23 protein-coding genes are annotated in these 26,293 nt (G+C 69.8%); 10 read left to right on the forward strand and 13 right to left on the reverse strand.

The features are described from left to right. Positions 1–63 precede the first annotated feature (63 nt). On the forward strand, positions 64–381 hold the full coding sequence (locus tag HD597_RS34595; RefSeq protein WP_253747468.1) for a hypothetical protein: 318 nt from the start codon (positions 64–66) through the stop codon (positions 379–381). A gap of 169 nt (positions 382–550) precedes the next feature. Here the strand turns inward: HD597_RS34595 and HD597_RS34600 are convergent, their stop codons facing one another. After that, positions 551–1,042 carry an integrase core domain-containing protein gene (locus HD597_RS34600; protein ID WP_253759593.1) on the reverse strand — a complete coding sequence of 164 codons (492 nt, stop codon included), beginning with the start codon at positions 1,040–1,042 and terminating at the stop codon, positions 551–553. A 237-nt stretch (positions 1,043–1,279) separates the two neighbouring features. Continuing rightward, positions 1,280–1,609 (reverse strand): hypothetical protein, encoded by a 330-nt coding sequence (locus HD597_RS34605; RefSeq protein WP_253747470.1) that lies wholly within the window; start codon positions 1,607–1,609, stop codon positions 1,280–1,282. A gap of 246 nt (positions 1,610–1,855) precedes the next feature. Here HD597_RS34605 and HD597_RS34610 point away from each other — a divergent pair, with 246 nt between their 5' ends. Continuing rightward, on the forward strand, positions 1,856–2,209 hold the full coding sequence (locus HD597_RS34610) for a hypothetical protein (protein ID WP_253747473.1): 354 nt from the start codon (positions 1,856–1,858) through the stop codon (positions 2,207–2,209). A 58-nt stretch (positions 2,210–2,267) separates the two neighbouring features. Here HD597_RS34610 and HD597_RS34615 read toward each other — a convergent pair whose 3' ends face one another. After that, positions 2,268–3,464 (reverse strand): hypothetical protein, encoded by a 1,197-nt coding sequence (locus tag HD597_RS34615; protein WP_253747475.1) that lies wholly within the window; start codon positions 3,462–3,464, stop codon positions 2,268–2,270. Between the two features lie 182 nt (positions 3,465–3,646). Continuing rightward, positions 3,647–4,744, reverse strand: a complete 1,098-nt coding sequence (locus HD597_RS34620) for a HesA/MoeB/ThiF family protein (protein ID WP_253747477.1) — start codon at positions 4,742–4,744, stop codon at positions 3,647–3,649. A 125-nt stretch (positions 4,745–4,869) separates the two neighbouring features. Here HD597_RS34620 and HD597_RS34625 point away from each other — a divergent pair, with 125 nt between their 5' ends. Both HD597_RS34625 and HD597_RS34630 read left to right on the forward strand, forming a co-directional pair. Then, on the forward strand, positions 4,870–8,022 hold the full coding sequence (locus tag HD597_RS34625) for an AfsR/SARP family transcriptional regulator (protein WP_253747479.1): 3,153 nt from the start codon (positions 4,870–4,872) through the stop codon (positions 8,020–8,022). Between the two features lie 1,199 nt (positions 8,023–9,221). Next, positions 9,222–9,794, forward strand: a complete 573-nt coding sequence (locus HD597_RS34630) for a YncE family protein (RefSeq protein ID WP_253747481.1) — start codon at positions 9,222–9,224, stop codon at positions 9,792–9,794. Here the strand turns inward: HD597_RS34630 and HD597_RS34635 are convergent. Both HD597_RS34635 and HD597_RS34640 read right to left on the reverse strand, forming a co-directional pair. Beyond that, on the reverse strand, positions 9,791–9,928 hold the full coding sequence (locus HD597_RS34635; RefSeq protein WP_253747483.1) for an integrase core domain-containing protein: 138 nt from the start codon (positions 9,926–9,928) through the stop codon (positions 9,791–9,793). The genes HD597_RS34630 and HD597_RS34635 overlap by 4 nt on opposite strands. Further along, on the reverse strand, positions 9,925–10,779 hold the full coding sequence (locus HD597_RS34640; RefSeq protein ID WP_253747485.1) for a hypothetical protein: 855 nt from the start codon (positions 10,777–10,779) through the stop codon (positions 9,925–9,927). The genes HD597_RS34635 and HD597_RS34640 overlap by 4 nt, the downstream gene beginning before the upstream one ends. A 67-nt stretch (positions 10,780–10,846) precedes the next feature. Here HD597_RS34640 and HD597_RS34645 point away from each other — a divergent pair, with 67 nt between their 5' ends. Then, positions 10,847–11,131 (forward strand): hypothetical protein, encoded by a 285-nt coding sequence (locus HD597_RS34645; RefSeq protein ID WP_253747487.1) that lies wholly within the window; start codon positions 10,847–10,849, stop codon positions 11,129–11,131. A 367-nt stretch (positions 11,132–11,498) separates the two neighbouring features. Here the strand turns inward: HD597_RS34645 and HD597_RS66085 are convergent, their stop codons facing one another. Genes HD597_RS66085 through HD597_RS34680 form a run of 7 tightly spaced genes read right to left on the reverse strand, consistent with a single transcriptional unit; the run spans position 11,499 to position 19,885 of the window. Further along, the gene (locus HD597_RS66085; protein ID WP_253747489.1) at positions 11,499–13,067 is read right to left on the reverse strand and encodes a M61 family metallopeptidase; all 1,569 of its coding nucleotides are present in this window, start codon (positions 13,065–13,067) and stop codon (positions 11,499–11,501) included. Beyond that, the gene (locus HD597_RS34655) at positions 13,064–14,446 is read right to left on the reverse strand and encodes a S10 family serine carboxypeptidase-like protein (protein WP_253747491.1); all 1,383 of its coding nucleotides are present in this window, start codon (positions 14,444–14,446) and stop codon (positions 13,064–13,066) included. The genes HD597_RS66085 and HD597_RS34655 overlap by 4 nt, the downstream gene beginning before the upstream one ends. Positions 14,447–14,454: 8 nt before the next feature. Next, the gene (locus HD597_RS34660) at positions 14,455–15,789 is read right to left on the reverse strand and encodes a S10 family serine carboxypeptidase-like protein (RefSeq protein ID WP_253747493.1); all 1,335 of its coding nucleotides are present in this window, start codon (positions 15,787–15,789) and stop codon (positions 14,455–14,457) included. Continuing rightward, entirely contained in the window at positions 15,786–17,705 is a 1,920-nt protein-coding gene (locus HD597_RS34665; RefSeq protein ID WP_253747495.1) for an amidohydrolase family protein, read from the reverse strand. Before HD597_RS34665 ends, HD597_RS34660 begins: the two co-directional genes overlap by 4 nt. Further along, positions 17,698–18,081 carry a RidA family protein gene (locus HD597_RS34670; RefSeq protein ID WP_253747497.1) on the reverse strand — a complete coding sequence of 128 codons (384 nt, stop codon included), beginning with the start codon at positions 18,079–18,081 and terminating at the stop codon, positions 17,698–17,700. The genes HD597_RS34665 and HD597_RS34670 overlap by 8 nt, the downstream gene beginning before the upstream one ends. An 11-nt stretch (positions 18,082–18,092) precedes the next feature. After that, a complete protein-coding gene (locus HD597_RS34675; protein WP_253747499.1) occupies positions 18,093–19,121 on the reverse strand; it encodes an aminotransferase class V-fold PLP-dependent enzyme in 1,029 nt (342 codons plus the stop codon). A 50-nt stretch (positions 19,122–19,171) separates the two neighbouring features. Further along, positions 19,172–19,885: a helix-turn-helix transcriptional regulator gene (locus HD597_RS34680; protein ID WP_253747501.1), complete on the reverse strand. Its 714-nt coding sequence runs from the start codon at positions 19,883–19,885 to the stop codon at positions 19,172–19,174. Positions 19,886–20,045: 160 nt separating this feature from the next. On the opposite strand from HD597_RS34680, the gene HD597_RS34685 reads away from it, so the two are divergent. From HD597_RS34685 to HD597_RS34705, 5 genes are read left to right on the forward strand one after another with little or no spacing between them, the layout of a single operon-like run. Then, a complete protein-coding gene (locus HD597_RS34685) occupies positions 20,046–21,680 on the forward strand; it encodes an ABC transporter substrate-binding protein (RefSeq protein ID WP_253747503.1) in 1,635 nt (544 codons plus the stop codon). Continuing rightward, entirely contained in the window at positions 21,677–22,642 is a 966-nt protein-coding gene (locus HD597_RS34690; RefSeq protein ID WP_253747505.1) for an ABC transporter permease, read from the forward strand. Before HD597_RS34685 ends, HD597_RS34690 begins: the two co-directional genes overlap by 4 nt. After that, positions 22,642–23,475 (forward strand): ABC transporter permease, encoded by an 834-nt coding sequence (locus tag HD597_RS34695; protein ID WP_253747507.1) that lies wholly within the window; start codon positions 22,642–22,644, stop codon positions 23,473–23,475. Before HD597_RS34690 ends, HD597_RS34695 begins: the two co-directional genes overlap by 1 nt. Then, positions 23,472–25,247: an ABC transporter ATP-binding protein gene (locus tag HD597_RS34700; protein ID WP_253747509.1), complete on the forward strand. Its 1,776-nt coding sequence runs from the start codon at positions 23,472–23,474 to the stop codon at positions 25,245–25,247. The genes HD597_RS34695 and HD597_RS34700 overlap by 4 nt, the downstream gene beginning before the upstream one ends. Beyond that, a complete protein-coding gene (locus tag HD597_RS34705) occupies positions 25,247–25,696 on the forward strand; it encodes a winged helix-turn-helix domain-containing protein (protein WP_253747511.1) in 450 nt (149 codons plus the stop codon). Before HD597_RS34700 ends, HD597_RS34705 begins: the two co-directional genes overlap by 1 nt. Positions 25,697–26,293: the final 597 nt, after the last annotated feature.

Raw genomic sequence — 26,293 nt, forward strand, 5'->3', positions numbered from 1 at the left:
TTTCCGCTTTGGGGTCCTGCATCATCGCGCGCTTAACCCTGCTTGTGCGTCATGATGACCTACATGCACGGCCTGGTGGGGTTGCAGCCCCTTGGTCGTGCTGTCGACCAATTCCCCCTGCCTGCCCAGGCAACAGCGCATGAAAGGCGGTGGTGCGCCATGCGCGCACGGCCCTGCTTCCCGCTTCCCCTCCCCGGCGACTCTCCGGCGTGGCGGCTGATTCTCGTCATCATCCTGCTCATCTTCGCCAGCGTGGCGCACACGCTGGGCATCGCGACCGAGGTGATCGTGCTGTTGATCACCACGGTGGTTGGAGCGGCGACGCAGCTCGTCAAGCCGAGCGCGGCGACGCGGCTCGTCAAGCAGAGCAAGGTGCCATAGATGAACGCGAGCTTCGAAGGCATCCCTCCCCAGGGGTTCAGTGATGCCAGGCTCCTCTCGCGCATGAGGGAGTTCAGTGGCCGTTTCCGGCTCCTTGTCATGCATTCCAGCAACCTGTAGGGCGTCAAAACCCTCGTGCATGGTTTGAGCTGGGGTTTCTCCGACCGAGTTACGCAGCTCGGTGATACTCGTTGATCACTCCCCCGAGTATCGCGTGGCGTTCGATCCGGCCTTCCATCGGCACCACTACATGCTCATCGTGAGCGGGTGGTCGCTGTCCACGGCCCTGATGCGGCCGATGCGCGTTGTAGTGATCGAGATACTCGTTCAGAACCACGCGCAGGTGACGTTCGCCGTAGATCAGCATTCGGTCGGTACATTCGCCGCGTACCGTCCGGATCCAGCGCTCGGCGTAGCAGTTCGCCCGTGGTGTCCGCGGCGGTGTCTTCAACACCGTGATACCCACGGCGGCGAACACCTCATCGAAGACGGCGGTGAACTTGGCGTCCCGATCGCGGATAAGGAAACGAAACGCCCCCGCTCGCTGGCCAAGGCCGATCAGGAGGTTGCGAGCCTGCTGAGCGGTCCATGCACCGGTCGGGTGGCTGGTCACGCCCAGAATGTGCACCTGTCGCGTGCGGACCTCCATCACGAACAACACGTACAAGCGCTTCAGAAGATCGTGTCAACATGGAAAAATCGCAGGCCAGGAGCCCTTCGGCTTGGGAGTGCAAGAAGGAGAGCCAGGACGTGTCGAGCTGCCGGGGTGCCGGACCGAAATGGTGCGCGCGTAGGATGCGCCGCACGGTCGCCTCGCTGACCTGGAACCCAAGCCGCACCAACTCCCCGTGCACCCGTCGATGGCCCCATCCGGGGTTCTCCCGCGCCAGGCGCACGATCAGGTTCCGAAGCTCCGGAGTCGTTCTGGACGCCCAGGCCAATGCGGGTAGGTCCAGGCCCGTCGCGCGAGGCGACGATGCCACGCCAGCAACGTCGCCGGGGTGACCAGACGATGAGCGCGCAGCACCGCCGGTAACCATCGGGCCAGCGCCGCGAGAACGGCCCGATCGGCCCAGTCCGGCTTCGGGCGCCCGACCTGGCGCCGCAGCACCGCCACCTCATGACGCAACACCATGATCTCAACGTCCTTCGACGCCTGGCCGCGGCCCAGCAACATCAGCCAGCCGAACACCCGAAGCGCGAGCAGATAGAGCAGGCGGAAAAGCACAAGAAGCGATCTTGTCCGCAGGTACGAAGCTCGTCAAACCACAGGTCAGAGCCGTCGTGGCTGCACTTTTGACGCGGTACACGGCGTTGGCGCCGTCACCCTCCATCGGCACTTCCCGACCCGGGCTCGCTGATCGCCGCAGCGTTCTCCGAGCAGCTCGCCAAGTGTGTCGCAGCCTTGAACGAGGCCCTACGGGACGACGATCCCGGGTGCGGTCTCTGCTCCGTCCTCGCCAAAGTGTGTAGGATGCAGGCCGAAGACCGCGGGTTCAGCGCCGCGTTCCTCGTGGGCTCGCCCGACGATCCCGACCTCCGTCGCGAGCGCGCCCGTGCCAAGGCAGGACTCGCCCAGCGGGTCCAACGAGCGAAGAACACAGGGCAGTTGCGCAAGGACTTCGATCCCAGCGACGTCACCCTCCTGCTCCTGGTGAACAGCGGCGTCGTGCGGCAGTCCCCGGAGACGTCCCTGACCGTCTCCCGCCGTCTGCTCGCCTACTTCCTCCAGCCCTGCCGGACCAGAGACGGCGCGCCACCCTTGCCCCGGCCCGCACCACCGCTGCGCTTCGACGACCTCTACGGACCGCCGCACCGAACCAGCTGACCAGCGACACCGGGGTTGAGGAACCTGCGGACAGCCGCTGGCGGTCGGGACGCGCAGGCTAGAGGAGCCGACCGGAGCGGCGGAGCCGGCGTTCGCGCAGGGCGAGCGCGGGTGGGAGGCAGAGCTGTACGGCGAGGTAGACCGCCACGGCCAGCGCCTCCAAGAAGCCGGCCGAGGTGACCGTGCCGCTCGTGAGCTGCGCCAGCCCCCACTCCCCCAGGGAGACGGCCAGTGGCAGCACGATCGTGGCGAACATCCAGACCATGACGGCGATCCCGGCGACGTAGGGGATCACGAACCAGCGTGCCACGCTCTGGTCGCGCTCTGATGTCCCCGACAGCTCGGCCGCTTCGGGCGCGGTGAGCCGGAAGAGCCGGGACTTGGCCATCAGCCAAGTGGCCCGGTACAGGTTGTGACAGCGCAGCGCGTTGGCCAGCAGCGCGTACGCGTCGCTGCGCAGCGGCAGCGCGGCCCACTGCCAGACCAGGTTGACGACCAGGAGGAGCGACACGGCGGCGAGGAGATCGCCGAGGACCCCGCCCACGCCGAGGAGGCGCGCCCCCAGCGCCGCCGCCAGCACGACGACGTCGATGGCCATCCCGGCGAGGTAGACGCCGTGGCGCCGGTCGCGCGGCACCGTCACGATCTGGGTGAGGTCGGTCTCGTAGACCACGTACAGGCCGCGATAGCTCACCCGGAACGCGGCCGGCACGCCGATGGCCCGGCCCGCCAGCCAGTGCCAGGCCTCGTGCAGCGCGCCGCACGCCATGGCGAGCAGCAGCCAGATGAGCAGGGAGAGCCCGGGGCTGGGCAGGAACCAGGCGTCCTCCCACGACGGGCGCAGATCAGGCCGGAACAGGAGCAGCCCGACGGCGAGTACCGCCGCCGCCCCATAACAGGACCAGGCGACCCGCCCGAACAGCCGGGCCGCGGTCCGCGGGCTCACCCCTTCGATCCACTTGACGCGGCCCCGCGTGTCGGGTGCTTCGCCCGGCGGGTCGAGGAGACCCGCGGCGGTGAGCCCTTCGAGGAAGTCCGCGCCGTCCACCGGCTCCCCGGCGACGTCGCCGGCCCGCGCCATCGCCTGCTCGAGCGAGCCCGTGTCCTGGAGCGTGGTGACGAAGACGGCGCCCGGCTCCGGCACCGCGACGAATACGCCCAGCTCCGGGCGCCCAAGGATCCACGTCTCGCCGTCATGGGCGATCGTCAGGCGGGCCGCCCGGGCCCGGAGGTCCTCATCCGTAGAGGTGGCCATTGTCTGTCTCCAACGTCCCTAGAGGCGGCCATCGCGTGCTACCGGCCGATGACGGCACCGGCATGGAAGGGGCCGCGCTCCGGCGACACCGGAGCGCGGCCCTTGCCCGGGTCAGGAATCCGGGTGGATGAGCTGGGTCAGTCGGGTGTTCTCGACCCGCTTGATCTCGATCTTCACAAGGATCACCTCCCTCCGCATACGGCACAGTCGGGGTCGCGTGGCCACTCGCTCTGGCTCGTCGCGCAGCCGCGCGCGAAGTCCACGGTGAGCGGCCGGCCGGCGTACGCCGGCGGCTCGAAACCGGTCAGGTAGCGGAGAACCTCGAAGGCGCCGAACGCGCCCAGCAGCCCGGCCACGGGACCGATGCCGCGGTTGGGCCGCGGCAGGCGGCCGAACAACCGGTTCGCCGCGATGGCGCTCGCTATGGCCGGGTCGTCGGGATCGGCGAAGTCTGCCGGGTTCGACGGGTCGGCCGGTACGCAGGCGCGGCAGGCGCTCACCCCCGGATGCACCGACCACACCGTTCCGGTGGTGACGGCCATGCCGCCGCGGACGAAGGGCACGCCGGCGCGTACGCAGGCCTCGTTCACCCACAGGTCGATCCGGTTCGGCCGGTCCACGCCCGAGGCGACCACGTCCGGGCCGGTACGGCGGATCAGCTCCGCGACCTGCTCGGGCCCCTCGATGTCCGCGTCGATCGCCTCGACCGCGATGCCCGGGTCGAACGCCCTGATCCACTCCGCGGCCCGCTCGGCCTTGCGCGCGCCGATGTCGGCCCAGCGGTAGAGGTACTGGCGGGCGAAGTTGCGCGCCTCCACGGTGTCCCGATCGAGGACGGTCATCGTACCGACGCCCAGCCCGGCCAGATGCGGGATCGTGTTGGAGTTGAGCCCACCGGTGCCGAGTACGAGCACGTGCGCGTGCCGCAGGCGTTCCTGCAGATCCTCGCGGCTGCGTTCCAGCGTGCCGAACGACTCGAAGAAGGCCAGGTTGCTGAAATACCGCTCGGCGTCGGCCGGTTCCAGCCCGCCGAGCCGGTCGCCGTCCTCCAGCAGCCGCTGGGCGTCGAACGCCTCGACGGCGGCCCGTACGTCGGCCTCGTCGAGCGCCAGCTCGCCGGCGAGCTCGACGGTGGTCCTGCCGCCCTCGCTGAGCAGGTGCAGCAGCTTCTCAACGGTCCCGTCGGGGTCGGTGACGATCAACTGGTCGCGTGGGTCGTTCACCAGCCGCAGCTCGTCCCCGACCCGCTCCCAGGCCGTGTTCTTGAGTTGTGGCCTCATCGCCGCATCCGCCAATCTCTGGGAAGGAATGGCGCAAACTATGGCAGTGTCGGGCATGGTTTCCGCGTGGATCTCGCATGGGCGGAGTTTGAGGTGCGCGAAAGGCTTCGGCTAGCGTCTGACGCGTGCCCTCCCCCGACATCCGATTCCTCCTCCTCGGCCCCATGGAGAGCGCGGTGGAGGGCCGGGCCGTCCGCCTGACGGGCAGGCAGCGCACGCTGCTCGCGGCGCTGCTGCTGGATCTCGGCCACGTCGCGTCCGTCGAGCGCCTGGCCGAGCACCTCTGGGGCGAGGACTTCCCGCCCAGCGCCCCGGCCAGGGTGCGCGGGCTGGTCACGGAGTTGCGCCGGGCGCTCGGCGTGGACGTCGTCGTCACCCGCAGCCCCGGCTACCTCATACCGGCCGGGGCCGCCCGGGTGGACGCCGAGGAGTTCGCCACGCTGGTAGAGCGAGCACGCGAGGAGCGCGGAGATGACGCCGTCGCCCGCTATAACCGGGCTCTGGCGTTGTGGCGCGGCGAACCGTTCCAGGAGCTGAGCGGCTCCGTCGTCCAGGCGGAGCGCTACCGGCTCGAGGAGCTGCGGTGCGAGGCGATCGAGGGCAGGGCCGCGGCACTGCTGGAGCTGGGGCGCGGCCGGGAGGCCGGTGCCGGCCTGATGCGGCTCACCGCCGAGCAGCCGCTGCGCGAGCGCCCGCACGGCCTGCTCATGCGTGCGCTGCACGACGGCGGGCGGATCTCGGAGAGCCTGGAGGTCTACCGGGGGTTACGGGCGCGACTCGTACGGGAGCTCGGAGTGGAACCGAGCGCGGAGCTGCAGCGGCTGCACCAGCTAATGCTCCAGGGCGAGTCGCAGGAGCCGGCATCGGCCCTCGTCCCGCGCCAGTTGCCGCCCGTAACCGGCCACTTCGTCGGCCGCGCGGCGGAGCTGACGCGCATGGCCGAGGGCCAGGCGCTGGTCGTGACGGGGCCCGCCGGAGTCGGGAAGACCGCCCTGGTGCTCCACTGGGCCTTCCAGGAGAGCGGGCGGTTCCCCGACGGGCAGCTCTTCCTCGACATGCGCGGCTTCGACCAGAGGGAGCCGATGCGAGCAGCCGAGGCGCTGCCGCTGCTGCTGCAAGGGCTCGGTCAGGCGGTGAAGGACATCCCCGTCGAACTGGACGCCCAGATCGCGCTGTACCGATCGTTGCTGGCCGATCGGCGCCTGCTCGTGGTCCTGGATGACGTCGCCGAGCCGGAGCAGGTACGCGCCCTGCTGCCCGGAACGCCCGGCTGCCGCGTCCTCATCACCAGCCGGGACCGCCTGCACGGCCTCGTCGCGCTGGACGGGGTCGAACGCCTCACGCTGGACGTGCTGAACGGCGAGGAGGCGCGGCAGCTGATCGCCCGGCGGGTCGGTGCGGATCGCCTGCGCCGCGAGCCCGAGGCGGCGGCGCGGCTCGTGACGTTCTGCGGCGGCCTGCCGCTGGCCCTGTGCATCGCGGTGACCTGGATCGGGGACCACGAGCACCGGGAGATCGGCCATTACGTACGCGAACTCGCCGACCATGGCGGGCTGGCGCGGCTGCGCGTCGAGGGTGACGACAACGTGGCCGTGCAGGCGGCGCTCGACCTGTCGTACCGGGCGCTGCAGCCGGCGGCCAGGCGCCTGTTCCGGCTGCTCGGCCTGGCACCGGCCGGCAGCATCTCCGTCGCGGCGACCGCCGCCCTGACGGGCACGAGCAGCGAGGACGCGGAGCGACTGCTCGGCGCGGCGGCGCGGATCCACCTGATCAAGGAGACCGCCCTACGTCGCTACGCCGCCCACGACCTGGTGCTGGAGTACGCCACGCAGCGCGGCCTCGCGGAGGACTCCCCCGAGGAGCGCCGGGCCGCCGTCGAGCGGTTACGCGCCCACTACCTGCGCACGGCCCGCGCCGCCGCCGCGGCCGCCGGGTTCCCTGCTGCGGACCCGCCGCACGACCAGGCCCTCCCCGAGGTGACCACGGTGGCCTTCCGCGACGCGGCCGATGCACTCGACTGGCTCGGCACCGAATGGGACAACCTGGCCGCAACGGTCTCCCACGCGGCCGCGGAGGGGCCGCACGCGTACGCCTGGCTCCTCGTGGCGGCGTTGGCGGACGTCATGCACCATCTGCGGGCGCCCAGCGAGGGGCTGCGGCTCGCGGAGATCGCGCTGGCCGCCGCCGAGCGGGACGGCGACCTGGGCGGGCAGTCCGCCATGTGCCAGTTGGTCGGGCAGTACCGCTGGCGCTCCACCGACCTCAAGGGCGCGATGAGCCACTTCGAGAGTGCTCTCGTACTCGCCCGCCGGGCGCTGTGGCCGCACGGTGAGGCGATGGCGCTGCAGGGCTGCGGTGTCGTGCTCAAGCAGCTCGGCGAACCGGACCGGGCCATCCCCCGCTACCGGCGCGCCATACTGATCCACCGCACGCTGGGCGACCAGCGAGGTGAGGCGCGCGGCCTGAACAACCTGGCCTCGGCGCACATCCTGCTCGCCCAGCTCCGGCAGGCCGAGCGGTGCCTGCTCGCCGGCCTCCCCCTGACCAGGGAGACGGGTGACCGCCATCTGCTGGCGCTGACCCTGGTCAATCTGGCGCTCGTACGCCAGAAGCAGGCCCGCTTCGGCGAAGCCCTGGAGTCCCTCACCGAGGCGCTGACCGAGGCCGAGAGCGCCGGTCTGCGGTACGCGGAAGCGGTCACGTACGAGACATTCGGCTGGACGCACCTCGATGCCGGATGCCACGCGGAGGCGATCGGCGCCTTCGCCCGGAGCCTGAAGATCGCGGAGGATGTCGGCAACCGGCGCTCCCGGATCGCCGCGCTCACCGGCATGGCGAGCGCGGAGCTGGAGCTCGGCCGTACGGACGACGCCCTCACCCGTCTCGGCGCCGCGCTGGAGCTCGCCCAGCACACCGGCACCGATCTGGACGAAGTGCTGCTGCGCAGCGCCGAGGCGTACCACCGTCAGGGACGGCACGCCGAGGCGCTGTCCGAGGCGAACCGGTCGCTGGAACTCGCCGTGGCCTCCAACCCGCTGAACCTGCCACGGCTGCACACCCTGCTCGCCGGCATCCACCTGGCCACGGGCGACGACCAGCGCGCCGCCGAGGCCTGCACCCGCGCGCTGGACCTCGCGCACCGGTCCGGGCAGCGCCTGGAGTACGCCCGCGCGCTCCTGACCCTCGGCCGCGCTCTGAGAGGGCCGGACGCGCAGCGGCATCTGAGAAGGGCCGAGCACCTCTTCGCCACCATCGGCGTGCCGTACCCCCGCCTCTGAGACCGGGGGCCCAGCCGGTCGGGAACGCCGGCGCGTGGCTGAGCCGCACCGCCATGGCCCATCTCGGCGACCCGGGCGCCTCGCTGTTGCCGCCGATGGCGAAGTCCCGGCCCCAGAGGCCGGAGAACGGCGGACCCCAGCGGCGACCTGGAGGCCGCCAAGGTCGGCGCAGCGGCCGTCGCCCTCGATGGCTCGAACCTGGTGTACAACCCGGGACCCGGCGTTCCTCGCGGACTCGGCGTCGACGTACCCGGTGACCATGGCCGTCATCGATGACGACCGGTACGAGTGCGAGATCGACGCGCCGTCCAGCACGTACTGCCCCGACGGGGTGAACGCGCCGTACGGCGGCGAGCCGATGTACACCTTCCTCACCGACTCGACCTACCCCGACAGCTGGTCCAGCTTCAACCTCGACCGCCTCCTGGTCGGCAGGTCCAACGGCGGTGATGTCCGCTGGCAGCAGCTACGTCCAGTCCCCGCTGCCCGCGAAGAGCGACCCGTTCTGAGGTTCGAAGATCGAGTACGCGGACCTGGTCCGGTGGAACCATTACTCCAGCGGCTGTGGGCGCTACGGCGAGTCGGGCATTACCGTCCGGCGTGTCACCTCCGACGGGGACGAGCTGGTGGCCCGGGCGGGCACCGCAGCAAGGCGCCGCCAGGACTTCGGACGCCTGCGCCGGGCCGCCCAGCAGGCCAAAGTAGGCACGTAAGGCATGGTGGCCGGCCTTGCAGGCAAGTGCTCCGGAGGCGACACCACGCCGACGATAACGGTGGATCTCGGGTGGCACCTCGTTGGACGGGCGGCCGAGAAGACGGTGGACGCACCTCTCAGGGCGCACCCACACCATGCCCATCGTGATCAGGATCCCATCGGCGACGCCCACCTCGGACGGCGGGCGATGGGACCACCTTCTCCGAGGCCGTCCTGGACGACATGACCCCATGGCGGACATACGTTCGACAATCGTCCTTCAGAATGGAGTGCATGTGCGCCCCTCAAGCTCCGGCCGTGCTCCTCTTTCCCACCGATTAGTCGCCCTGGCAGGGTCCCTGTTCCTGGCAGCGGTCCTGCTGGTCGCTCAGGCGCCCGCCGCCTCGGCCGCCGACACCGTCATCGACCTCGGCATCGCCGCCGGCAGGGGCGGCGACGTGGTGGGCAGAGCGGCAAGATCTTCGTCGCCGCCGGCGATCGGATCGTGGTCACCAAGAGCGACGGCACGCTCATCGACACGATCGGCGGCCTGTCCAGCGCCGTGGCCCTGTCCGTGGCGGACAACGGCAGGCATGTGTACGCGGCGCTGCGCGATTCGCATGAAGTGATCGAGATCGACATCACGACGCTCGCCATCACCAGGCGGATCGACCTCAGCGCCTACCCGTGCCCGTCCACGCTGGCGCAGGCGTACGAGCGGGTGTGGGTCGGGTACGGGTGCGGCCAGGCGGGGGAAGGAGGCGTCGTCGCCCTCGAGACGTGGAGGCCGACACCCGTCCTCGTGCCGGTCGAGTCGGGCACGACGCAGCCTCCGCTGGTCGCCGTCGCCGGGCGCACTCTGGCGGTGGGAGAGCCGGGCGCCGACCCTGCCTCGATCAGGGTGTGCCGCTCGAATATTGAGTTACGTGGCTTGAGCTGCGGTTATGCGGCGTGGCGGTATTCGTTGATCACGCCTGTGACAACGGGTTTTCGGTGGATAGATCGTAGGTCGTCGAGATCGGTCACGTCGCAAGCAGGCTGCGTGGCGATGTCCGGGGGACGTTGTTGCCGGGACTAGTGCGGCCGGTGCCCGTTGTAGTGGATCAGGTACTCGCGGAGCACGAAGGTCAGGTGGCGTTCGTTGAGGACCAGGATCCGGTCCAGAAGCTCACGGCGCAGGGTGCCGATGATGCGCTCGCAGATGGCGTTCATCCGCGGTGTCCGCGGCAGCGTGGTGATGACCCGCAGTCCTTCAGCTGTGAAGACCGCGTTGCAGGCAGCAGTGAAGAGCGGACGCGATCGTGGATCAAGAACCGCAGCTCAGCGATGCGATCGCCCAGGTCCATCGCCAAGTTGCGGGCCTGCTGCACGGTCCATGCTCCGGTCGGGTGCGCGGTTACTCCGGCCAGGTGCAGCCGCCGGGTGCTGTGCTCGATGAAGACCAGCACATACAGCCGTTTGAGCAGCACCGTCTCGACCACCAGGAAGTCGCAGGCGATGATCGCGTGGGCCTGGGCGGTCAGGAACTGTCGCCAGGTCGGACCAGGGGGCGCGGGATTAATGCCGGCGGCGTGCAGGATCTCCCACACCGTGGAGGCCGCTATCGAGTAGCCCAGGCGCGCCAGCTCGCCCTGGATTCTCCGGTGTCCCCAGGTCGGATCTTGCTGCGCCATCCGCACGATCAATGCCTTGACCGGTCGGCGAGTGCAAGGGCGTCCCGGGCTTCTCTTGTCGGTGAAGGTCCACTTACGACTCACCAGGGTGCGATGCCAACGCAGGATCGTCGCTGGAGTGACCGGGAACACCTCCGCCCACCTGCAGCGGCGGATCAGCCGGGACAACGCTGTAAGCCAGAGCCGGTCGACATGACCCCACCGCGGCTGACCACCAAGCTGACGGCGGAGCACCTGGTTCTCCTGACGGAGCACCAGCAGTTCAACATCCTTGGACAGATCAGAGTGGATCAGCACGGTCAGCAGGCCGAACAAGCCCCTCACCAACCGGTAGACAAGCGATAACAACACCTCAAGATGGTCGCAGCCGCCGCCCTGATCACGCAGCAAAACCGCAGCTCACAGCATGTAACCGTATTTCCGAGCGGGACACGATCCGACCGTCAGCGCAGGGGACATGACGACGATCACGATTAACCGCGCCGGGTTTGATGGAGGCCGTCTCCATCAAAGCCGGGGCGGTTCAGACTCCACCTGGCGCTACGTCAACGTCAAAGGCGGCCCCGACCGCCGCTTCAAGAACAACGCCCGCCTGCCCATCCTGCTGTACGGCAGACTCACCCTCCGCAGCCACAGTGGCCTCAATCTCGTCTGGGACGCCTCTCAGGTCACGCTCGTCCACGCCGTGGCGAACGCACTCCACCAGGCCATCACCGCCCGACCACCTGTGATCCACACCTGAGAAGCTCTCCCGTGGACGGGGGCGCTACGCAACGCGAAGGTGCCGGACCGGTTCGGTACGCCCATCGGTGCCAAGCCGGCCCGCGGTGCCAGGCCAGCGGAGTGCCTGAGGTGACCAGCCGGTGACCATGCAGTTCAGACACCACGAGCCGCGTCAGCACGCCAAGATCGCTCGATCGGGCCCAGGCAAGCTTCGCCGGGCGAGGTGCCGTCCATGATGAGCAGCTGGGTGCAGCAGCGCCGATCACCGTGCCTCCGGCCCAGGCCGACGGCTTCGCAGTCCCGTCGAAATAAAGCTCTCCCCCGCGCCCTTGCAGTCAGCCGAGGGTACTCGCCGCGCATTGGCCGTGACCAGACGAGCAACGTCGCTAAACGCGTTTCCAGCGGAAGGAGGGCACGGCATCGCCACAAGGCGCATAGCTCACCGGGAAGGTCGTGTCTTCACGTTGAAGGGTGAGAGTGATTTCCTCTCCTGCACTCTTGGCGACCTGAGATCCGGCGGGCGCCTCAAGTATCACGTCGCCCTCCCGGATGCCCGCCTCTTCCGCGGCTGAACCGGGGATCAACCCGGTGACCGTGCGGGTTTCGAGGCTGGACAGGTCGAAGCCCAGTTCGGTGACGTACTCCTGGGTCTGTTCACGGGTGAAGCGCGGGCCGAGCGCGTCCGGGGCCGGGATCATCCACCGGCCGGCTTCCATGGCGGCGAAGTCGTCACGACCGGTCTCTCCCAACTCTGCCGCCACCAGGTCCAGCCACTCGGGAACGCCCACCTTCTCCCCGTCGCGCTGCCGGTCGAGGACCGCGAGGACCAGGTCGTCGAGCGAGCGGCCGCCACCGCTGGCGGAACTGATCTTGGCGTTGAGGTCGATGAGGTAGAACAGGCCGCGACCGTACGGCACGCGCTGAGCGCGCTGGTCCTTCCAGAACAGCTCGCCCGCCTCGGCGTTGGTGAGGGTCTGCAGGGGGTTGGCGTAGTAGGCGCGGGCCCGCTCGTTGATCAGCTTGAGGAAGGCGTCGTCGTCGATGAGCCCGGCGCGGTGGGACAGGACGATGGAGTAGTACTCGGCGGTGCCCTCGGTGTACCAGGCGGTTGCGGCGTGCTCGCCGTCCAGGCGTGGCCAGTTGTGCGCGGTTTCGTGGGCGAGCAGGTCGGCGAGGTCGTCGGGGGCGGGGGTCTGTGCGGCGCTCCAGCCGAACATGAACGAGCGCGGCAGCGCGGTGCCGCCGTTGCCGGGATAGGGGTGCTTGCGGATGAAGACGCGGTGCCCGGGCTCGGGTTCGCGGAAGAAGTCGCACATCGCGCGGTAGATGCGCTCGATGCGGGTGGCCACGGCGAGCACGTCGAAGGCCGGCTCGGTGAGCCAGTACATGGCGAACGGCCCCGTCGACTCGGCCGGATGCCTGTGCATCGGGCCGGCCATGTAGTAGCAGTACGCGAGGGTTTCGGCCGTGCCGGTGAGTTCGAGGTCGCCTTCGCCATGGCTGGTCACGCCAGGCCGGTCAGTCCAGCGCAGGGTGATGGCGTAGTCGTGGGTGGTGTCGGGCAGAGCGAGAAAGGTGACACCTGCCCCGCTGACGCCGCCGCTCTCGGCGCGCAGGTCGAACAGGGGGCCGTTTCTGGTGGCGGCGTCCACGACGCGTACGGGCGCGAAGTAGGAGACGGTGACGTCGCCGACGGTGTCGCGGGTGGCGCACCAGCGGCGGTAGGTGAACGACGGTGTGGCGGGTTCGTCCTCCTCGTGCAGGGGCAGGTCGCCGAGGTCGTCGACAACGTGGAGGTCGGTCGTGCGCAGCGGTGCGCCGGGGATGCCGGCGATGACGATCGGCAGGCGGCAGACGGCCTGGCCCGCCGGGATCGACGGTGCCTGCAGGACGTACTCGACGCCGATGCCCGTGGCGTCGGGTGACAAGGTGAGGGAGAGGGTGGGGAGAGTCACGCTGCCTGCCCTTGGGACGTGGTACGGATGAGAACGCGCAGAGCCGAGGCCGCGGTCGCCAGGGTGTCCTCGTCGTCCAGCGAGTGGCCGGCCACGAGCGGCAGGACCTCGGTGCGCGACGCCGGGACCCCGGCGTGCCGGATGGCGAAGAGGCTTGCCGCCAGTGGAGTGGCCAGGTCGAAATAGCCACCGAGCACGAGTGTGCGGACCTGCGGACGTTCACGCATCAATGCGGCGATGTTGGCCGTGGGGTTGCGGTAGAAGTCAGGTTTGGGGTGTTCGCTGCGCCAGTCGAAGGCGAAGTTGAGCTCCAGGGAGAGGGTGACGTACGGTCCGTCGTCGGTGGCGTCAGCCTCGCGTCTGAGATAGTCGGCGAGGGCGTCGTTGTGGCGGACGTTCGATCGGCCCAGTCCGAGGGCGGGGTCGTCGGCTGCCGGGGGTCTGTCGTCCTCGGCGGGCGGCGGCATCGGGCCGGTGATCCTGGTGTCGAGCCGTCCGACCAGCAGGTCTCGGTCGGCGAGCACGGTGCGCAGGAAGTCCTCGCTGCTGACCCGCAGATCTGCCGCGAGGACCTGGTCGGCGGGCAGGCCGGTCAGGTCGGCGATGCGTGCGGCCAGGGCGGTCCGGTTCTGGTCGTCCAGTACGGAGCCCAGGTGCAGAGCTGTGAGGTAGTCGGATTGTGCGAAGGCCTGGGCCCGCTCGAACACGGTGGCGGCGTCGGCGGCTTCGGCCGAGGCGCGGCCGTGTGCCCAGGCGGCGACGGCCATGGCCGGCAGCTCGAACACGTGCGGCAGGTCGTTGCCGGGCGCGTTCGTGACGGCTGAGGCGTCCAGCATCGGCGAGATGAACACGAGTCCGGCCACGTTGAGGTCGCCGATGCGGGCGCACAGCGTGGCCAGCCGGTGGCCGCCGTAGCTCTCGCCCACCAGGTAGACGGGTGAGGTCTGCCGGTCGTGCCGGTCCAGCCACCAGCGGATGAACCGTTCGGTGGCCGTCGCATCGCCGTGGACGGACAGGTACGGGGCGGCGCCGCCGTCGCGCAGCACCCGGCTGAAGCCGGTGCCGACCGGGTCGACGAAGACGAGGTCGGTCTCGTCCAGGAGGGAGAAGGGGTTGGGGGTGATGCTCCGCCCCGAGGCCACGAAGCTGGTTCTGGGGCCGGTGAAACGCCGTGGGCCGAACGCCGACATGTGCAGCGGTGACGACGATGCTCCTGGGCCGCCGTTGAACAGGAACATCACCGGACGATGTGCGGCTTCGCCATCGGTGGCGACATAGCCGGTCCCGGAGATGGACGCGTCGGGTTCGCCGTCGGCTTCGGTCAGCGTGAGCGACTCCCACCGTGCCTCGTACTCGACGCACCGGTCTTCGATGGTCATGGTATGCCTCATGCCTGCCCTCCGATGAAGGCGCGCAGGTCGGCGGCAAGCCGGCGGAGGGTGGATTCGACGGAGTACATGAGGTGGCCGCCTTCGTACCGGTGCAGGCGTACGCGCTCCGGGGGCCAGCCGCATTGGGCGGCGGCGTGCTCGGCGGCGCCGATCGTGGTGGACAGGTCGTACATGCCGGTGCCGACGAACACCCGCAGTCCGGGCAGCAGGGTCATGGCCTCGGTGAGCGCGTGGCCGTAGGGCCAGTCGGCGAAGGGTGAGGTGCTCGGTCCCCAGCGCCACTGTTCGAGGTCGCCGCCCGTCCTGCGGTACTCCTCGCCGAGGTCGGTCTTGAGGAAGTCGCGCAGGTGCGGCTCGATGGCGGCGTCGATCGCCTGGGGGACGGTGTCGGTGCCGCTTGCGCGGGGGCCGACCATGCGGGCTTCGATGGAGCCCGGGGACGGGGAGCCTGCGGGTGGGCCGGCGTAGCGGCCGTCGTGCATCGCCAGCACCAGGCCGTCCTCGCGGAGCAGTTCGGCACGGAACTCGTGCTTGGTCAGGCGCAGGTTGCGCTCGATCCAGACCGCGGCGGGGACGCCGGTGAGCCGGGCGAGGCGGTGGGCCAGGCGGTCGCGGTCCTGCGCGGGCAGGGCGGGACCGCGCAGCAGAGCAGTGACGTAGTCGGTGGCGGCGAACGCGAAGACCTCGTCCACGGCCTGCTCCAGCGGCCCTTCGACCTTGCCGTGGTAGTGCGCGACGGCGGTGAGGGTGGGCAGCGAGGAGACGTAGCTGAGGATGTTGGCGGTGCGGCCGGCGGTTTCGATGATGTTGGTGGCCTGGCCGAGCAGCGACACGCCGTCCACCCGTACGCCCGCCTCGGCCAGCTCGCGGGCGGCGAGTGCGACGCGGATGGTGCCGTAGCTCTCGCCGAGCAGGTGGACGGGGGCGTTGGCGCGGTCGTGGTCGTGCAGCCACTGCCGCACCCAGGTGACCATACGATCGACGTCCTCGTCCACGCCGGCCAGTTCGGTGTCGCCCCGGCTGTAGCCGGTTCCGGGCGGGTCGTAGAAGACCAGGTCGGCGGCGTCGAGGAGGCAGTGCTCGTTGCCCACGACGCCGGTCGTGGGGGCGTGGATGTCGTAGGGGAAGGCGACCCGGCGCGGGCCGAAGGCGCCCATGTGCAGGAACGCCGACGGCACGATCGGGCCGCCGTTGCACAGGAACAGGACGGGCCGATCCGGCCCTTCGGCGAGGTAGTCGAACGAGACGATGCGGGCGCCGGGGATGGTGGTCTGCCGCGCTTGCGCGGTGTAGGTCATCGTCCGGCCGCCGAACACGCCGGTGTGCGTCATGTGGAAGCTCCGTTCACCTGGGGCGGCGTCGAGAACGGGGTGATCGACAGCTCGCGGTACAGCTCCGCGGGGAAGTAGACGTCGCCACTCTTGACCGTCATGCGGACCCGGCGGATGGCGGTGATGTCGCGGGTGGGGTCGCCGTCCACCAGGACGAGGTCCGCTCGCTTGCCGCGCGTCACGCTGCCGCTGAGGTGCTCGCGGCCGAGGTGGCGGGCGCAGTCGAGGGTGGCGATGCGTAGGACCTCGGCGGGAGGGATGCCGGCCGCGGCGTACAGCTCCAGCTCGCGGTGCAGGGTGAAGCCGCTGCCGTCGTCGGTGCCCGGCCACAGCGGGACGCCTTCGGCGTGCAGCAGCGCCATCGTCTCCAGCAGTTTGGGGAAGGCCGCCTCGTGGTCGGCCAGGTCGCCGGGGACGAAGGTGCGCCTGCGGTAGCGCTGGTAGCCGATCGGCAGGTGGTCGAGGTAGGGCCGGTCGCCCTCCTGCACCTGGCCGGCGCGGCTGAGCATGAGCCGTTCGAGGATGACGGTCGTCGTGTCGAGCCCGATGCCGCGCTCGCGCATCAGAGCGAGGGTGCGGCGGACCTGCGGAGAGGAGAGGTCCAGGTCCTTGGCGCGGGTCATCGCGGTGAGGCGCAGCGGTGTCCTGGTGTCCTCGCCGGGGTCGAGCAGCCAGCCGAGCATGAGCTGGTTGATGTGGGTGACCTCGTCGTACCCGGCCTCGATCATCTCGTCGGGGGTGGCGAAGGCCGGGACGTGCCCGGTCACGCGCAGGCCGAGCCGGTGCGCCTCGGCGGCCAGAGGGGTGACCCAGGCCGGGTCCACCGAGTTGTAGATCTTGATCTGGTGGTAGCCGCGCTCGGCATACCAGCGCACCGCCTTCAGCGCCTCGTCAAGGTCTTCGGCGATGACGCCGAGCCGGGCCGAGTACGGGCTGCGCCCCTTGATGAGGCCCGAGGCGACGACGGACGGCCCGGGCAGCTCGCCGGAGTCGATCCGCGAGGTCAGACCGAGCAGCATGGCGTTGTCGTTGCCCATGTCGCGGGTGGTGGTGACGCCGGCGGCCAGGTAGAACAGGCCGCTGGCCGGGGAGTTGTGGGCGTGCATGTCGTGCAGCCCGGCGAGCAGGGTGCCGTCCTTGCCGTCGATCTCGATCCCCTCGCCGGGGGCGTCCGGTTCGACGGCGGTGATCAGGCCGCGGAAGAACACGACTGATCGCCGATCGGTGAGCTGGAGGGTGGCGGGGTCGAAGACGCGTACGTCCCGGATCCGGACGGGCTCGTCGAAGGTGTGGCGGACGCGGCCGCCCACCCGCGCCAGGTGTTCGATGGACAACTTCGTGTCCAGCGCCGCCAGCTCGCCACCGAGCGCGGTCAGATCTTCCCGGACCACGATGTCGCGGAGCATGAGGTTGCCGCCCAGTCTGGCGACCAGGCGCCGCTCGCTGTCCAGCAGCACGAACTCGGGCAACAGGCCGACCCCGCCGAGCACGTACGCGTCCAGCGTGAGCCCGGCCAGCTGCACCTGCCGCAGGAACTCGACGGTCAGCCGGCCGCCGGGCAGCGCGTCCACGGCGCCGCCGCGGGCCAGGGCCGCTCCGGCGTAGATGCCGGAGGCGTACGGGCTGGTGTCGTTGGCGACGTACAGCCGGCCGGGGGCGGACTGCCCCGAGTCGGCCTGGCTCTCCCAGCGGCCGTCGTGGTACCTCTCCCGTACCGCGCCGCCCATGAGCGAGGTGCCGTCGATCTCCCAGAGGGCGGGCACACCATCCTGGTTCAGCCGGATCCGCTCGCGGAGCTTGGCGCCGCGGCCGTTGTTGTCGACCGCGTAGTCGACCAGCAGTTCCCCGTCCGCGTGCTCGACGGCAATGCGGCCGGTCACCTCGCCGCTCGCGAGAACGGCGAAACGCTCAGTCATCCTTGCCGCGCCAGGCCACGCAGGTGATCTCGATGTTCGACTGGGCGGGCATGTCCTGCACCACCACGGCGGCCCGGGCGGGCGGCTCCTGGCCGAAGTAGCCGCTGTAGATCTCGTTCAGCAGCGGCCAGTGCGCGATGTCGCGCAGGTAGCAGGTGGCCGAGACGACGTCCTGCAACCGGAATCCGGCCTGCGTGATCGTGCTCTCCAGGTTCTTCATCGTCTGCCGGATCTCGGCCTCGATGCCGCCCTCGACGATCTGGGCCGTCCCCGGGATGAACCCGCCGGTCCCGGCCACGTAGCAGGTGTCGCCGGCGACGACCGCCGACGAGTAAGGGCCGAGGGCGGACCCGGTGTTGACGACCTTCTTCGGCATCGACTCTCCCATCACAGGTACTTCAGCTCAGCGAACAAATGATCAATATCGGTGTCGGTGGTGTAGAAGTGCGGGGATATCCGCAGGTAGCCCCCACGGGCGGCCACGGACAGGCCGCCCTTCGCCAGGTGGGCCACCGCCTCGGGGACGTCGCGCACTCCGGAGAGGCTGACGATGCCCCCCATGCGCTCCGGCCGGGCCACCGGGGCGAGGCCGAGTGCCGCCGTCTCCTGGTGGATGCGCCGCGCCAGAGCAGCGACGCGGGTGTGGATCTCCGGGAGCCCGATCGAGCGCCGGTGGGCCGCCGCGGCCTCCAGCGCGTACACGCCGGGCAGGTTCAGATGTCCGTAGGTCAGGCGCGGGCTGGGCGGGGGGTTGCCGTGCCCGAGCAGCGAGGGCCGCAGCGTGTCGAGAGCGGTTCGCCTGCCCGCGACCACGGCGATGCCGAACCCCGCCAGCAGCCACTTGTAGCCGGTCGCGATGTAGAAGCCGACGTGATCGAGATCGACCGGGACGGCGCCGGCCGCCTGGGCGCCGTCCACGACCAGCAGCGCGCCGGCGGCGGAGCAGGCCCTGCCGAGCACGTCCAGGTCCACCAGGGTGCCGGTGAAGGAGCTGACGTGGGAGACGGCCACGACGCGGGTGTGCGGTCCGATGCCCGCCAGTAGCGCGCCGAGCCGGTCCTCGCCGGGCAGCGCCTCGATCTCCACGACGCGAACCTCGCCGCCCAGCTCCTTCCAGGGCAGGATGACCGTCGGGAAGTCGTCGTGCAGGACGAGCACCTCGTCGCCGGGTTTCCACGGCACGGCGCGGGCGATCGCGTTGATCGCCTCGCCGGTGCTGGCCATGAAGCCGATCTCGTCCTCGGCCACGCCGAACTCGGCCGCGTACGCCTGATGCGCCCGCTCCACCACCGGCCGCCACAGCCGGGAGCCGCGCGTGCCCTGCGCCATCGCCGTGTAGCAGTCGTCAACCGCGCGCCGCACGCCGTCGGGCACCAGCCCGATGGACGCGGTGTCGAGATATCCGGCCGGCTCCATGCAACCTCCACTGCGCAACGAGTTCAACACACAGTAGAGGATTTCAACCTTTAGTCAATAGGCTCGGTTTGCAGTTCGTTGAGGTAGTTGTAGATCGTGAAGCGGCTGACGTTGAGCCGCTGGGCCGCCAGCTCGACCGCGCCGCGCAGGGTGAAGAAGCCCCGGCGGTTCAGGTCCTGGACCACCGCGATCTTGTGCGGCTTCTTCATCAGCTCGACCGGCACGCCGGCGGCGTTCACCGCGTCGTCCAGGACGCCTTCTCCCAGGCTTTCCAGCGACACCGGGAAGGTCTCGGCCGGATGGCCCGGGCGCGCGTCCAGCAGCGGCCCCGCACCCTCGTTCGTGGTGGTCAGCGCGCGCAGGATCGCCTCGGCCCGCAGCAGGTCGCCGATGTCGGTGTTGATACACAGGCACACCACGGACTTGCCCGAGGGCGCGTGGAAGAAGATGCTCGACGAACGCATGACCAGCCCGTCGGCGGTCTCCGAGCGGTAGCCGACGAGATGGTCGGTCCAACCGGCCTTGAACGTGCGCAACCCCAGGTCGGTGGGCGGGCCGCCGATGTCCCTGCCGGTCAGCGTGCCGCCGATGGCGGCGATCGTGTTGGGCATCGTGGTCAGGTTGTGCAGCACGACCTCGGTCTTGGGCGCCAGCGCCTGGGCCAGCACCGGGACGACCGGCCCCAGCAGGTCCACGACCAGCGCGGCGTGCGCCCGCTCTCCTGTGGTGAACGTCAGCTCGCCGTCCTCGGGCGCGACTGCCATGGCTACCCCTGTCCTCCGGGAATCGATATCAACAGCATGTCGATGAAACGTCCAGATGTGGCCGACCCGAACGAGGTGTTACCTGACGGAAACTTCTCACCATTGTAGAGCCTTGCAACAAGCCGTATAGTTCCCGTCACCTTGGTGAAGGGAAGCAGCTATGCACAAGGACACCCGACGGCGTGCCCTGACAGGCCTGGCAGCCGCGACCGGCCTCGTCCTGACGAGCGCCTGCGGTTCGGCAGGCGGGCAGGGCGGACAGAGCGCTCGTCCGGCGACGGAGCGGACGATCACCTCGTTCACCTACGGCATCGGTCAGATGCCGACCTCACTGAACAGCATGTCCACGAAGGTGGACACGCAGATGATCACCGGCCTGGTCACCGAGCCGCTGGAGCGGGTGTCGTTCGAGCAGGGCCAGGCCAAGGTCGCTCCGAACCTGGCGGCCTCCGCCACCGAGCCCGAACCGGACACCGTGGTCTACAAGCTGCGCCAGGGCATGAAGTTCTCCGACGGCAAGCCGCTCACCGCCGAGGACGTCGCCTGGAGCATCTCCGCCGCCGCCGCGCCCACCGCGGAGACCGCCGGCAACATGCAGGGATTCGAGAACGCCGAGGTCACCGGACCGGACGAGGTGACGGTGACCTGGAAGTACCCGGCCGTCGCCCTGCGCATCGGCCTCGCCCAGGTCCAGATCCAGCAGGCCGCCTTCGCCAAGGCCCATGCCAAGGAGCTCGGCACGTCCGCCGCGCTGCCGATCGGCACGGGCCCTTACGCCTACCAGGCGCAGACCTCACAGGACATCACTCTGGCCCGCAATCCCGCCTTCCGGGGCCCCGCCCCCAAGCCGGACTCGGTGAAGTTCACCGTGATCAGCGACCCCTCAGCCGCGCAACTGGCGATGCGCTCCGGATCACTTCAGGCCACCGAAGTGGCCGACCTCAAGACCACGTCCCAGTGGACGGGCAGTGGCGCCACCCTGCACGTGGCCGACGACTTCAACACCAATCTCGTCTCGATGGACACGAGCAAGCCGCCCTTCGACGACATCCACGTGCGCCGGGCCGTCGCCCACGCCATCGACCGCAAGGGCGTGATGGCCGCGGCCTTCGGCACCTACGCCGAGCCGCTCAAGACGCTCGTGCCCGCCGGGCAACTGTCCGGCGTCGCCCCCTCGGAGGCGGAGCTGCATGCCTTCCTCGACGGCCTGCCGTCCTACGACTTCGACCTGGCCAAGGCCAAGGCCGAGCTCGCGCAGTCGGCGCACACCGGCGGCTTCGAGGTGACGGTCCCCTACATCAACTCCAGCACCTGGGGACGGCTGCTGCTGCTCAACCTGCAGCAGAACATGAAGCCCCTCGGCGTGACCGTCACCCCCAAGCCCGTGCCGCCCGGCCAGTGGTTCCAGACCTTCTTCAGCCACCAGACCTCCGGCATCCAGGTCATCACCGGGTTCACCACCTCACTCCCCGATCCCTCGGGGTTGATGTTCGGCTTCGTCGGCAAGGCCAACATGAAGCCCAACTTCCCCAACGCGGCCAACTTCACCACCGCCACGATCGAGCAGAACTACCCGCTCATCGCGCCCGAGACCGCCGGTGAGCACGGCAAGCAGGAACGCTGGGACGGGGTCAAGACCATCCTCACCGAGGTCGCCGAGCAGGTGCCGTACGTGCCGATCTTCACCCAGAAGACCGTGTACGCCTTGTCGGACGGGCTGACCTACACCAGGCCCCCGACGTTCTACGACCTCATCGGCGGCACCTGGATCGATCTGGTGCGCTCGACCAAATGACGATCCTGCGCTTCCTCGCCCGGCGCCTGGGAGCCATGCTCCTGCTCCTGCTGGTGCTGAGCTTCCTGGTGTTCGGCCTGCTGGCGGCCAGCCCCGGCTCGCCACTGCAGACCCTGATCGGCTCCAAGCCGCCCACGCCGGAGCTGCTCGCGGCGTTGCAGGCGAAGTACCACCTGGACGAGCCCTTCCTCCTCCAGTACGGGTACTGGCTCGCCGACGCGCTGCACCTGGACCTCGGCCGGTCGATCTCCATCCAGACCGACCGCGACGTGCTGGCCCTGATCGGCGACCGGATCGCGATCACCCTCCAGCTCGGGCTGTACGCGATGGTTCTCGTGCTCGGCTTCGGCATCCCGCTGGGCATGGCGGCAGGCATCCGGCGCGGCCGGCGCACCGACCGGGCGGTGTCGTTCGTGTCCACGTTCTGCATCAGCGCGCCGCCGTTCGTGCTGTCCATCGCGCTGCTGTACGTGTTCGGCGTGGCGCTCGGCTGGTTCCCCGTCTACGGCGTCGGCGAGGGGCTCGGCGAGCGGATCGTCCATCTGACCATGCCCGCGGTGGCGTTGGCCGGCTTCCTGTCGGCCGTGGTCATCCGGCAGACCAGGGCGGCCACCCTCACCGTGATGCAGCAGGACTTCGTCACGTTCGCGCGCATCCGCGGCCTCAGCCCGGCGCGCGTCCTGATCCGCTACGCGCTGCGCAACTCCGCGCTGCCCGTGGTGACCAGCGCCGGGCTGCTGCTCATCGCCTCGCTGTCGGCAGCGCTCTTCGTCGAGCAGGTGTTCTCCCTGCCAGGGATCGGCACCCTGCTGCTCCAGGCGGTGATCGACAAGGACATCCCGGTGGTGCAGGGACTCGCCGTCCTGCTGGGCGCGATGGTGGTGCTCGTCAACCTGGTGGTGGACCTGCTCGGGCTGGCCCTCGACCCGCGGACCCGTACGACCTCGAAGGCAGGTGCCTGATGGCGGCGATCACCATCTTGCGCAGAGCACCGCTCATGGTGCGGCTGGCCACAGGTTTTCTGCTGCTCGTCGCCGTCCTCGCGCTGGCCGGGCCCTGGCTGGCCCCCTACGACCCCACCGTCCAGGACCTGCTGCTCAGCGTCTCCGGCCCGAGCGGTGCCCACTGGCTGGGCACCGACCAGCTCGGCGCCGACGTGCTGTCCCAGGTCATCGTCGGCGCCCGTACCGCTCTGGCCGGGCCGCTGGTCGTCGCGCTCGGCACGGTCATCGTCGGCGCGGCGCTCGGCATGCTGGCCGGATACCGCGGTGGCTGGATCGACACGCTGCTCAACCGGCTGGCCGACCTCATGTATGCGCTGCCCGGCCTGCTGGTGATCATCGTATTGATCGGAGTCCTGGGCGGCGGCTACTGGTTCGCCGTCCTCGTGCTCACCGTGCTGTCGCTGCCCAGCGAGATCCGGCTGTGCCGCAGCGCGACCCTCGCCCAGGCCCGCCTGCCCTACATCGACGCCGCCCGCACGCTCGGGCTTCCCCCCGCCCGCATCATGGCCAGGCACGTCCTGCCCAACATCATGCCGACAGTGATCGCGACGTTCCTGCTCGACTTCGTCACCGCGCTGATCGGCCTGTCCGGCCTGTCCTACCTCGGTCTCGGCGCCCCTCCCGGCACCCCGGACTGGGGCACCCTGCTGCAGAGCGGCCAGAACCTGCTGGCCGACAACCCCTGGATCTCCCTGGCCCCCGGCGCCATGATCGCGCTCACCGCGACCAGCTTCACGCTCCTCGGAGACTGGATCTACGACCGCTACTCCACGGACGGTGACCAGCGATGACCCCTCTCCTCACCGTCGCCGGCCTGCACGTGAACGCCGGCCCCAGGACCCTGGTACGAGACGTCGGCTTCACCCTCGGCCCCGGCCAGACCCTGGGCATCGTCGGCGAGTCCGGCAGCGGCAAGACGATGACCGCCCGCGCCGTCCTGGCCGCCCTGCCCCCGGGCGTGACCGCCTCCGGCGAGATCACCTTCGGCGGGATCCCGCTGATCGGCCGGCGCGAACGCGAGTTGCGGCCCCTGCGTGGCACCCGCATGAGCATGGTGATGCAGGACCCGTTCACCGCGCTCAACCCCTTGCAGACCATCACCGAGCACCTGCGCGAGTCCCTCCCCCGCCCGGTCCGCCGCGACCGCGCAGAAATCGCCCGGCGGCTGGCCGAAGTGGGCCTGGACGCGGGCGAGGTGGCCGGCAAGTACCCCTTCCAGCTGTCCGGCGGCATGCGCCAGCGTGTCGCCATCGCCGCCGCCCTCGCCGCGGACCCCGACCTCCTGGTGGCCGACGAGCCCACCACCGCCCTCGACGCCACCACCCAGGCGGACGTGCTGCGCCTGCTGCAGAAACTGCAGCACGACCGCGGCATGGCCCTCGTGCTCATCACCCACGACCTGCGGGTGGCCTTCTCCGTCTGCGACCGCGTCCTGGTCATGTACGCCGGATCCGTCCTGGAGGACGCCCCCGCGCACGCGCTCATGGACAGGCCCGAGCATCCGTACTCGCTGGGGCTGCTGCTCGCCGAACCTCCGGTCACCCACGTCGTGGAGACCCTCACCGCCATCCCCGGCAGCGTGCCGCGCGCCGACGACGTGGCCGGCCAGTGCGCGTTCGCCGCCCGCTGCGACTGGCACGCCCCGGAATGCGTCTCCGCCCGTCCGCCACTCGCGCCCGCCGGGCAGGACCGCGCCTCCGCCTGCGTCCGTCGTACGGAAATCCGCGCTGACCTGCTGCTGCGCAAGGAACAGGCCGCCGCACCCGCCACCGAGCCGCCCCCGGTGAACGGCGCCCCCATCCTCACCGTGTCCGGCCTCAGCATGACGTACCGGACCACCTCCATGATCGCCCGCGCCAAGCAGAAGCAGGCCGTGCGGAACGTCTCCTTCGCCATCTCCGAAGGCGAGGCGCTCGGCCTCGTCGGCGAGACCGGCTCGGGCAAGACCACCATCGCCCGCTGCATCCTCGGCCTCGCCACCCCCACCGGCGGCACCATCCGCCTCGGCGACCTCGACGTCTCCGACCACCGGCGGCTCAGCGCCAAGCAGCGCCGGCAGGCCGCCCGCCTGGTCCAGGTCGTCTTCCAGGACCCGTACGCCTCGCTCAACCCCATGATCACGATCGGCGCCGCGCTGGAAGAGGCGGTCACCGCCGGCGGCCACCACCAGAACGCCGCCGAACTGCTGGAACAAGTCGGGCTCCCCACCTCCTACGCCCGCCGCAGACCGAGCGCCCTGTCCGGCGGCGAACGACAGCGGGTGGCCATCACCCGCGCCATCGCCGTCCGGCCCAAGCTGCTCATCTGCGACGAGCCGGTGGCCGCGCTGGACGTGTCCGTACAGGCGCAGATCCTGGAGCTGCTGCGAGAGGTGCGCCGCGCTCACGGCACCAGCATGCTGTTCATCACCCACGACCTGTCGGTGGTGCGCCAGATGACCGATCGAGCCATCGTCCTGCGCCACGGCGAGGTCGCCGAAGGCGGCCCCACCGCCACGATCCTGGACTCGCCGCAGCACCCGTACACCCGCAGCCTCATCGAGGCCGTACCGGGACACCGGTAGTGGACCGCGACGCCTACGCCGCCGTCCGGGCTCTGGCTCATCCCCTGCGTGTCGCGATGGCCCAACTGCTGCGCGCGAGGGGCGCCATGACATCGTCCGAACTGGCCGTGCTGGTCGGCACGTCCTCCTCCAACGCCTCCTATCACCTGCGCACCATGGCCCAGGCCGGGCTGGTCGAGCCGGCCGGTCTTTGGGAAGGTCGCGAACACCCATGGAGTTTCGTCGGCGCGCCCAGGCCAAGCGCGCTCACCCGGCTGCTGTCGCCGCGACCGCAGGGCTCTGTGACGGGGTGCGTGCTGGACCTTGACGTGCCGCTGGACCTGTCAGGACTGACGATGCTCCTTGCCGAGTTCTCCCGCCTGGCCACCGAGGTCGACCAACCGCGCTGGGCGAGGTTGATCGTCTATCCACACGCATCATCCGATGGGCGACAAGCGAGTGCCGGGTGAGGACCGAGGTCCTCATGTGATGCGTGGCCGTGTCCGCCGACACATCCGTCTGGCGATGCGCTCAAGTTGTGCACTTCGAATAGCACCCGGTTTGGGTGTGCGATGACGTCGGCCTGATGGAATCGCGCGAGACCTCGACGAGGTCGAGTCCGTCAGCTGCTCATGGCGCCACACCTGTGACCCGGTCAAGCCCGTTCACCACTTCCGCGAAAGGCTGCTCAGTGGTTGCTCGTACGCCGATCGCTCTGCCGTGAAATGCGAGTTCATCCCGCGGACCCGCCCTACTCAGCAACGACAAATTTACGCATAATGCCGATGGTCAAGAATGAATGGTTGCTCGCTGGTTGCTCGCGCGTACGCCCTACAACTAGGCATGGGATGACACTGGCGGAAACGTCCGGCGTGGACGATCCCGACCACAGCACTACAAAACAACATCTGATGACACCTGGTGATACTCACCGAGGATTCTCATAATCCGTGGGTCGTGGGTTCAAGTCCCACCCGCCCTACTCACCAATACCGCGTTCGACCTGGGGTTTCTCGGTTTTCGCCGGCCTCGGATCTTGATGTTGATCATGGTTGGTTGCTCGGTGG

Origin of the sequence: Nonomuraea thailandensis (assembly GCF_024172165.1) — a bacterium.
In the GTDB taxonomy this organism is placed as follows: Bacteria; Actinomycetota; Actinomycetes; order Streptosporangiales; family Streptosporangiaceae; genus Nonomuraea; species Nonomuraea thailandensis.